This is a genomic window from Candidatus Neomarinimicrobiota bacterium, from assembly GCA_034716895.1.
In the GTDB taxonomy this organism is placed as follows: Bacteria; Fidelibacterota; UBA8477; order UBA8477; family JABMPR01; genus JABMPR01.
This window is the reverse complement of sequence record JAYEKW010000200.1, coordinates 1-8740: the sequence shown is the minus strand read 5'-3', so window position 1 is coordinate 8740 and position 8740 is coordinate 1. Positions and strand designations below refer to the sequence as shown.

General features: G+C 44.6%; 12 protein-coding genes. All 12 read right to left on the bottom strand.

The annotated features are described in order from the left end of the window. Positions 1 to 304: 304 nt before the first annotated feature. A complete protein-coding gene (alr, locus tag U9Q77_12040; GenBank protein ID MEA3288088.1) occupies positions 305 to 1381 on the bottom strand; it encodes an alanine racemase in 1077 nt (358 codons plus the stop codon). 70 nt (positions 1382 to 1451) lie between these two features. After that, on the bottom strand, positions 1452 to 1724 hold the full coding sequence (locus U9Q77_12035; GenBank protein MEA3288087.1) for an HU family DNA-binding protein: 273 nt from the start codon (positions 1722 to 1724) through the stop codon (positions 1452 to 1454). A gap of 149 nt (positions 1725 to 1873) precedes the next feature. Then, on the bottom strand, positions 1874 to 2350 hold the full coding sequence (locus tag U9Q77_12030; protein MEA3288086.1) for a hypothetical protein: 477 nt from the start codon (positions 2348 to 2350) through the stop codon (positions 1874 to 1876). After that, positions 2347 to 3105: an ABC transporter permease gene (locus U9Q77_12025; protein ID MEA3288085.1), complete on the bottom strand. Its 759-nt coding sequence runs from the start codon at positions 3103 to 3105 to the stop codon at positions 2347 to 2349. The genes U9Q77_12030 and U9Q77_12025 overlap by 4 nt, the downstream gene beginning before the upstream one ends. Then, positions 3098 to 4024, bottom strand: a complete 927-nt coding sequence (locus U9Q77_12020) for an ABC transporter ATP-binding protein (GenBank protein ID MEA3288084.1) — start codon at positions 4022 to 4024, stop codon at positions 3098 to 3100. The genes U9Q77_12025 and U9Q77_12020 overlap by 8 nt, the downstream gene beginning before the upstream one ends. 82 nt (positions 4025 to 4106) lie before the next feature. Then, positions 4107 to 4949, bottom strand: a complete 843-nt coding sequence (locus U9Q77_12015) for a hypothetical protein (GenBank protein ID MEA3288083.1) — start codon at positions 4947 to 4949, stop codon at positions 4107 to 4109. A gap of 11 nt (positions 4950 to 4960) precedes the next feature. Continuing rightward, positions 4961 to 5806: a hypothetical protein gene (locus tag U9Q77_12010; protein MEA3288082.1), complete on the bottom strand. Its 846-nt coding sequence runs from the start codon at positions 5804 to 5806 to the stop codon at positions 4961 to 4963. A gap of 2 nt (positions 5807 to 5808) precedes the next feature. Further along, positions 5809 to 6831 (bottom strand): hypothetical protein, encoded by a 1023-nt coding sequence (locus U9Q77_12005; GenBank protein MEA3288081.1) that lies wholly within the window; start codon positions 6829 to 6831, stop codon positions 5809 to 5811. A gap of 16 nt (positions 6832 to 6847) precedes the next feature. Beyond that, positions 6848 to 7711, bottom strand: a complete 864-nt coding sequence (locus U9Q77_12000; GenBank protein MEA3288080.1) for a DUF6754 domain-containing protein — start codon at positions 7709 to 7711, stop codon at positions 6848 to 6850. After that, complete coding sequence (locus U9Q77_11995) at positions 7701 to 8021, bottom strand: hypothetical protein (protein MEA3288079.1); 321 nt, start codon at positions 8019 to 8021, stop codon at positions 7701 to 7703. The genes U9Q77_12000 and U9Q77_11995 overlap by 11 nt, the downstream gene beginning before the upstream one ends. Continuing rightward, on the bottom strand, positions 8018 to 8545 hold the full coding sequence (locus U9Q77_11990) for a hypothetical protein (GenBank protein ID MEA3288078.1): 528 nt from the start codon (positions 8543 to 8545) through the stop codon (positions 8018 to 8020). Before U9Q77_11990 ends, U9Q77_11995 begins: the two co-directional genes overlap by 4 nt. A gap of 6 nt (positions 8546 to 8551) precedes the next feature. Then, on the bottom strand, positions 8552 to 8740 hold a 189-nt coding region (locus U9Q77_11985; protein MEA3288077.1), incomplete at its 5' end, for a hypothetical protein.

Below are 8740 nucleotides of genomic sequence, written 5' to 3'. Positions count from 1 at the left end.
ACTCATTATTTGTGAGTTCCCCTTACCCATCTCCGAGACTCCTGTTTACGATTCCAATCCGTATTTTAACCTAAATAATTCATAGCCACTAAGTCACCAAGACACAAAGTTTAATAAAATATATGCTGATCAAAAATTATCACTCACAGATGCAAATAATACTGTTTAAAATGACCTTGTTCATAACTTTAATAATTTTCGTGACTTAGTGTCTTCGTGGCAATAATTCATGAATAATGCAGGTTAAACCATGACAAGCTTTTGTAAGATACTTTCGCCTCGTCAGGGGTAGCAATGTGGAAAGCTAATATTTACGAACTACCCGGGGCGATATCCCGCAGCATATTTCATAAGTGATAGTATTTAACATACTTGCAATCGACGCCACCTGAACTGAGGGAATCTCTCCCCCCATGACCGTGAATAGACTACCAGATGACACAAACTCCTGTCCAAGATCAATCATGATATGATCCATGGTGACCGTTCCGATAACCGGATAGGTCTTCCCCTGGAAAGAAACCATGCCGCGATTGGTCAACGCGCGACTATAACCATCTGCATAACCTATCCGCAACGTACCAATATTGGTGTCTATTGATGCTCGCCATTTCTCTGAATAGCTGACGGATTCCCCGATTCTGATCCGTTCAACACGAACCAAGGGAGCCAATACTTCCATAACAGGTTCAAGAAACTGCTGATGTTGCTGACCAGGTGTTGTGTCATAGCCATAGAGTCCGATCCCCAGTCTAACAGCATCATAATGTTCCTGACCGCTATGCAATGTGCCGGCTGAGTTGGACATGTGGATCATGCCTTTAAAGCCATGTTGACGGGTTCTCATCACGAAGTTCTTAAACATTTCATTTTGCTGACTGAAGACAGTGGCCTTTTCTGTGTCAGATGACGAATAGTGGCTGTACACTCCTTCTATGGCCAAGGGGAATTTGGGATCAGCAATAAGTTCCATAGCCTGGTCAGGACTTAATCCAAGCCGATTCATGCCCGTATTCACATTCAGATGAACCTTGATACCAGCATGGACTGAGTTCCTGAGCATACTGGCATCTTCCATCGATCCTATGGTTAAGATCGTATTCTCTGGAAGGTGAATGAGTTCTTCAGCAAAAACGCGAGAAAATATGAGGATAGAAATCTGAGGAAAGGCGGTGGCCAGTTGACAAGCTTCTTCAAGTGTTGCCACTGCAAACAAGGTGACTCCCAATTCCTGATGGAGGTGTTGCGTTACTTCAACGGCTCCATGACCATAGGCATTGGCTTTCACAACTGGAATTACCTGGGCGGGTAATACGCGATCTTGGAAGTATTGAAAATTATTTGTGATCGCATCCAGAGAAACCCTGCAAATAGCTTCCATGATCTGAACCTCCTCGTAAAAAAAAGGCGTGATAAATCACGCCTTTTTCAATTGATATAAAGCAAAGAGCCTAGTTGACGGCTTCTTTCAAACCTTTACCAGCTTTAAAACGAGGAACGTTCATTGCAGGAACCTGGATCGCTTCACCTGTGCGTGGGTTGCGAGCAGTTCTGGCTGCACGAGCTGATACATCAAAAGTACCGAAACCAACTAAAGCAATTTTGTCACCGGCTTTCAGTGAACCTGAAACAGCGCCTGTAAAAGCAGCAAGTGCTTTTTCAGCCTGTACTTTTGTGATCCCTGAGTCTTCGGCAATCTTTGCAATCAATTCGGCTTTGTTCATAGTGTGTCCTCCTTGTTTTTTGTATTAATGATTAAAACTGTTTTGTTGATTTGAGACAAATCGTTTAGATCGACTCAAATGGGCTTAAACCCTTACCCACCTTAGGATAACGTCAAAAAGGTAACGAGCCAGTTATGAAAGTCAAGCAGTTATTCACCAATTTTTATTGGCGTTTGAGAGGTCAGATATTGCTCCATTTCAGCAAATCCTGAAAAAACTTCCGTGGTACATCCAATGATCCACGAGGAAACTTTCTCCAGGGGCATACCCAATACAAGATAGACCGGCAGCCCTCGTTCGTAGGCCAGAGTAAGCTCTCCGTGGGTGCCCCCTCCTGGAATCACATAATCATCCCAGAGACATATAACAGCGTCACAACTATTCAATAATTGATCAAGATCGCGATCGATGATCTTCTTAATAACCGGCCTAAATCGTTTAATATCAGTATGTTTCCACTGACGGAAGTTATCTTTTTCTACTTGTGTTAAGAAATCCTGTTCCTGTAGTGATGGATCGAAGACCTCCCAATTCATCTTATCTTTCAGAAACTGTGTGACTGTCTTACGCCAGGTCATACCCTCATCAGGAGCTGCTTCAATAGCACCAGCTAGATAGACTTTCACCTATCACCATCAAGGTGGAAGAAGGTCGCAGACAACCAGATAAGGAAGGTGGTCTCGATCAAACAGATCAGTAAGTAACCATAATCAATAACACCGTTGAGGAAGGCAGCATCGAGACCTGTCATCCAGTTATAGGGAGGCAGGTAGAAGGCGATCTCAGTGAAATTCTCCAATGGAGCACCCTTTATCAAGAATAGACCGCTGATCATCATCATGGGTAACAGACCTACATACATTAGTTTGCTCAACGTATCAGCATGTTTGACCAACAAGCCAATGATCTTGCTCAACGCCACTATCTGAAGTGCCCCAAGCAATAAAAAGATGATGCTTGCTTGAACATTAATCTGCGCTAAAGAGATCTCAGTTAAAAAGATCAAGATCGCCATCACAACAATGAGATGTACAAAACCTTTGGCCAAACTAATGAGTGCTTGAGCAATAAAAAATGAAGGCTGTCTGCTAAAGCGACCCATCTCGTACAGGCTGGCCATTCCATTTCCCCGTTGGGTCTCCCAATAAAAGCGGGCAGTCGTTTCGTATATAGTGATCAATAAGGTCAACAATAATGAATCCAAAACCAGAGACGGCAGAACCTGAGTCATCTCCGTTGCAGGCAGAAGGGACTTATAGGGTAAAAAGAACATGAAAAAGAAGATCAGGCCAGTCAAGATCGGCATGAGACCCACTGTTGTGAACTGTCGCAGATAGATCGTGTGCTCACGGTGCCATAGGGCTGCTAATACGTTATTCATGCAGTGCCTCCGCTTTGATCATCCGCTTGAAAATATCTGCCAGTGCCGGAAGTCGGGAAGCAGCATTAATCACTCGCTCAGGAAATAAAGCAATGATTGATTCAGGAGGGATATCCACCTCAGTAATGATCTCGTAATGATTCCCATTTACGGTATATGAGACGACGTGGCTGGAGGCATCCAGGATATTAAAATCCCGTTCATGGGTCTCAGATAAGGTCAGATCAATAATGCGATTTTCGCGATCTGTCTCCTTCAATTCTTTTAATGTACCATCAGCCACTACCCGACCATCATCAAGAATTGAAATTCGATCAGCCAGACGCTCGACCTGCTCAATATTACTTGATACTATCACAGTGGTAAATCGCAGCTTCTGTTCCCTGAGAAATATCTCCATAAGCTCTTTGCAGCCCTGGTCCAGGGAGGCCGACGGTTCATCCAGCAGCAGAATGGTAGGATTATGCAGAACTGCTCGAATAAATTCAATTTTACGCCGGGTACCATAACTGACCTCACTGGGAAATGACCGCAATTTATCCACTACTTCAAAGCGATTCACAAAGCCACTGATCCGATTATGAAGATCAGCCTGGGCAATTCCATGCAGCTTACCATGTAGAGTCAGGTTCTCCATGAGCGTCAGGGATTCCTCAAAACGACTATCCTGGGACATGTAGCCGATCTGATGGCGAATCTGATTCTGGCGAGCACCCAGATTCAAACCGTTAATATAACCTGTCCCCAGGGTCGGTTCACTCAAGGTGGCGATCACTCGTAATAGAGTGGACTTACCTGAACCAGTCGTACCGATAATGGCGTGAATATGGCCTTTTTCCACGCCCAAGGTCACATTATTGAGCGCGGCTTTATCACCATATTTCTTTATTATATTTCTTAACGTAATTGAAACTGCCATTGGTGGCTATTCTTCCTTAGCGTTCGTTTATCTGTATAATTCAGTAGAGACGCAATGCATTGCGTCTCTACTACATTCAGGTTCAACCAGTTGCTTTCTTATCACCTTTAATGGTCCAAACGGTCAATAGAACGATCATAAGCACCAACACCCAGATCGAGGCGTAATGATATGTCTCTGATCCATAACTGATGAGATCTGTAAATCTACCGATGAGCAGTGAGATACGACCCATGACAGCAAAGCCAAAGGATGCCCCAAAACTGACCATGAGGAAGTAGATTCCCACACGAGTCACTTTACCGAAAGCGCCCTTATGTTCCTTGGAGAAATAGAAATACAGTAAACCGGTAATGGTACCGACCAGGATGATCAGATTATTAAAAACACTAACACCGGTCAGGCTGAAAAGTGGCATATCTACAAACGAAACAGCCGTTCCCTTTATTTGACCCAATACATTTGAATTCAAAAAGGCATAGGCTCTCAGACCTGCTGCCATACCAACAGTATAAGCAATACCCAAACGCGCCATCCAGCTCCATTTGGACGAGACACTGAGAAGCATCAAGATCCCCAGAGCAAATGGCAGTAAATAGATAAAGTGAGGATCATGTCCATGCCCCTTATCAATGCCACCATTGGGAAATACGCTGGGCAATATAAAACCAAAGAAGTTGTAGATTCCGTACCAGGCTTTCAGCATGAAACCAGAGATTTCACCTTCTGGTGTTGGCCATAGGCGACCAAAAAGGTTTGGCTGCACCTGTGTCCAGAAAGCCATGGCCATCCAGTACCCTGCCGATACGCCGACAAACACATGTTCGGCAATTTTATAGAAAGGATTATCCTTGTACAAATAGGAGAAAATACCCAGGGTCAGAAAGACCGCTACCCATGCTCCAAATATTTCAGAACCATTCATAATTCAGTCTCCTAATATTTCTTGGAACGCCGGCGTTCAATAAAGAACGAGATGTTTCCGAATATGATAAATGCGACGATGACAATATGAGCTACTGACTGGGCATCCATGCCACTGGTGCCAATACCGGCCTGTCCAATGAGCGATTCGTACTCAGCAGCACCGGGCATACCGCCCAGGATACCTTTGATCTGTCCGGATTGGACATAAGGCATGACTTCATTCACCTGGATCGAGGTAGTTCCGGTACTCATTGTTACCCCTACAGGATCTGCGGCGTACTGAACCCATTCAACCGTTCCAGGATAACCGGCAGATGCAGAGAACAGGAAGTCGAAATCCTTGACCTGATTGACGCCAGCCATCATGGGGATGTCATCCAGAAAATCACCCTGAGAATCAACAGTAAATACTTTACGAATATTGCTGACCAGACCTTTTATGATAGCTTCAGCTCCAGGTCGGTATCCCAGGAGCACATAATCCTCACCATAAACCTTGCCATATTGCTTATCAGCAACCTGCTCCAGGGCTTCCAGAGCCATGAACTGACCATCCGGCCAGAGGCAAGTAATGTAAACCTTCACATCCTTCGAAAGCAGGTGCCGCAATAAGGCCACAGCCATGGGATGAATCTCCGGCTTGGTGCTGGGACCATATTCAAAAGAGAGCAGAGCTTTATCACCAGCTTCTAATTCTTCCACAACATCATAAACCTGTTGGGATGAGTTGGTCGGCCTGATGGGCAGTCCCAGTGGGAAGAATAATGGCAACATGACTGCCAGAGCAATGACCACAAAAATGACCCGCCGATCAAGGCTGCCGGCCCGTACGATAAAATCTAAGAATTTTTCCATGATCATTCTCCGATGTACGATTTTTCAATACCCAGGATGTAGCGAATCGATGAGGCAAAGATACCAAGACCGATACCAATCATGATGGCTCGTGCGCCAGCAACGTTGGGATTGTTATAGATCCAGTCCTGAAGCACTGGTAAATAGAAGATACCTGGTTGGTCGATTGGCCACCCCGTGATAAAACCGGCAATGGTCACAACCAGAAGCCCACCGACTACTGCAATGAGGGTGTAGGTTCTATTTTTGAACCAAGTATTCACCCCAGCAGCTAAAGCCAGAACCACAATATAAAAAATGAACCAGGCAGAGATATTCCCACCAATAGGTACGCGACCTAACATGATGATGATACCTGAGATCAGCAACAGGGTCGCCTCAAAATTACGGATCTTGAAGGCTCGAAATGAGGCAGAGGCTACAAAAAACGCCAGAAGCGCGAACATGGTGGCTGACAGGGGTGTGAATATAAAGCGAAACATCCAGTTGAACAGCGAACCGCGAGTTGCAATATGAGCACCCCATTCAGCAGCTCGAATTTCAGCTGTACCACCTGCGGCATTGATCTGTTCAACAACAGATTCAGCACCGCCTTCAGTAAAGTAAGGTGCCCTAATGGTATATGTATCACCAGGAGGGATGACACTCAGGATATTTTGAGTGCCCAAGACATCCTGATTGATCTCACCGGCTAAAATGGGAGCAATACTGGCGGAATTACTGAACTCGGTAATTTCGACACTATAGGCGCCCAGCATAATGAAACCAGCTGTGAAAGAGAAAGTGAAACCAGCAATGGCCAGGGCAGCATAGGGCCATCCGCGCTGCTTCCTAATAACCTTCATAGCCTGCATTTTCAACAGGTTGAGGGCTCCGAGAAACATGGCGAAGCTGGCTAAAATATCAAACCACTGGGTCGCATCATCATCCACAAAGGATTTGATCGTTGGTTCTTCCACAAACCAGCCGAACAGAGTGATAAAACCAATGGTGGCGGCAATAGCTATGGGCAATTGTCTTTTCATGAACATATGAGACCTCCTATTGTACTGTTAGATATCCCAGGACATCCCAGGAGATCCAATTCAGATCATGAAAAAAGTTAAATAACGTTGCTAATATGGTAACTGCGATGACCAGAATTTTGAGATAATCCTGACCTTTGACACCACCCATCAGTTCTGGTTCCTGCGACAGGTAGGCACTGGCAGCAAAGAATTCTTCACCGATAAGCGTATAATCGCAAGCGGTCACAAAGAAAGGAATCTGTGAAGGAGAAGCAGTACCGGCGATCTGAATAGCACCGATGGAATTTCCGGTTTCTGCAAGTAACAATGATTCAGCATAAAATTTACCCATATACAGACAGGCAGCGGGTTCTTCACGGATCATGATGCCGTTCACACCGGCGGCGTAGGCAAACTGATCATCAGTCAGATAATGCACCATATCATCATGAAACAGATCTGGGCGACCTTCGATCAAATAGGATTCCCGACAGGATTCCCGAGCAGCTTTCATCACGATGGCACGTGCAACAGGTACATTCAGACTGGTTTCATAACGAGCCGTCATTTTGGCCACATGTCCCAGAACCACCACACCAGCCACAGTCTCTACCTGATCCATATCCACGATACCAGGAACGTAGAGTACTGGTTTTCCCATTTCAGTGGAGCGTCCAACTGCTTCTTCCACGGCTTTCAGACCAGGAATACTACGCAGGAAAATCTTTTCTCCTCGTTTTGCCATGCGTGTTGAATAGATCAAAATACCACCAACGATGAGAATAGCCCAAAACATGACACTACGTTCCGCGACAAAATAAGGATGTCCCGCAAACCAGTAGATCATGAATAGGGCGAAGATGATACCGGCAACAGACCAGAATTGTTTATCTTTCACTGTGCTTCTCCGTTTGCTTGTTTTGTTGTGCTTCCTCCAGCTGTTCGACCTTCGTAATCAATAATTCGACGTTACGAGGTTCCTCGAACAACTCTGCGGCACGATAGTAACCATCCGCCTTGATGAATGCGCTTACTATAGGCCCGAAAAATATCATGGTATGACTGCCTAGCAAAGCTAAAGGTTTGACCATTTCCAGGGCAAACACGGCAGCTGTCACGAACCCTGAATCATAGATTCGATTTGCAATACGATCAATGAATGCCTGATCTTGAGTTGAGATTGATAGTGACTTTGAAGTTTCAATCATAGCAAAACCAATAGGTTAAAACCCAATTCGAGTTTTCTTCTGGACGAACTAGGTTCCATTAATTGTCGAATAGTCCGCATCAATTGCATAATGGCGTGATCATGCTCTCCAACTTTCGATTCCAACTCATTAAATTTTAAGGCCAGCTCTTTATGAGTTGCTACCAGCTCTCGCAATTTCACAAAAGCTCTGATTACAAATAAACTAACCTGAATAGATCTTTCTGTATTCAATATTGTAGCAGCCATCAGAGCACCATGTTCTGTGAATACAAATGGTAAATGAGGTGAATACTTCAGATTCGCTAGGTGGTCACAAATTGTGACCACCTCTTTTTTTTGGTTCATCGTCATAATGCGTACCTCAGAGTTAGTTGGATTGTCAGGAAGCTTCCATCTTTTACTCAGATCCAGATTCCCTGAAGGGGAATAATCCGAATAGCCACGGGTGAAACCCGTGGTATATGAACCACAATAATTGCAACCCCGGAGGGGTTGAACAATACTAAAGCAAATATTTTTCATCAAACTTTACCCAGCATATTTCATAAAGAAATGCACCTTTTGTACGCCCTCATGAAATATGCGTGCTTTCTCATGTTCCATAAGAAGTTCTTTCAGTTCCTCTATAAAGGACTTTTTGTCATGGTGGCTTTCCTGGTTTTTAACGTATTCAATTAAATCATCCTTTGAATCTATGGAGTAGGTGAAAGCATATCC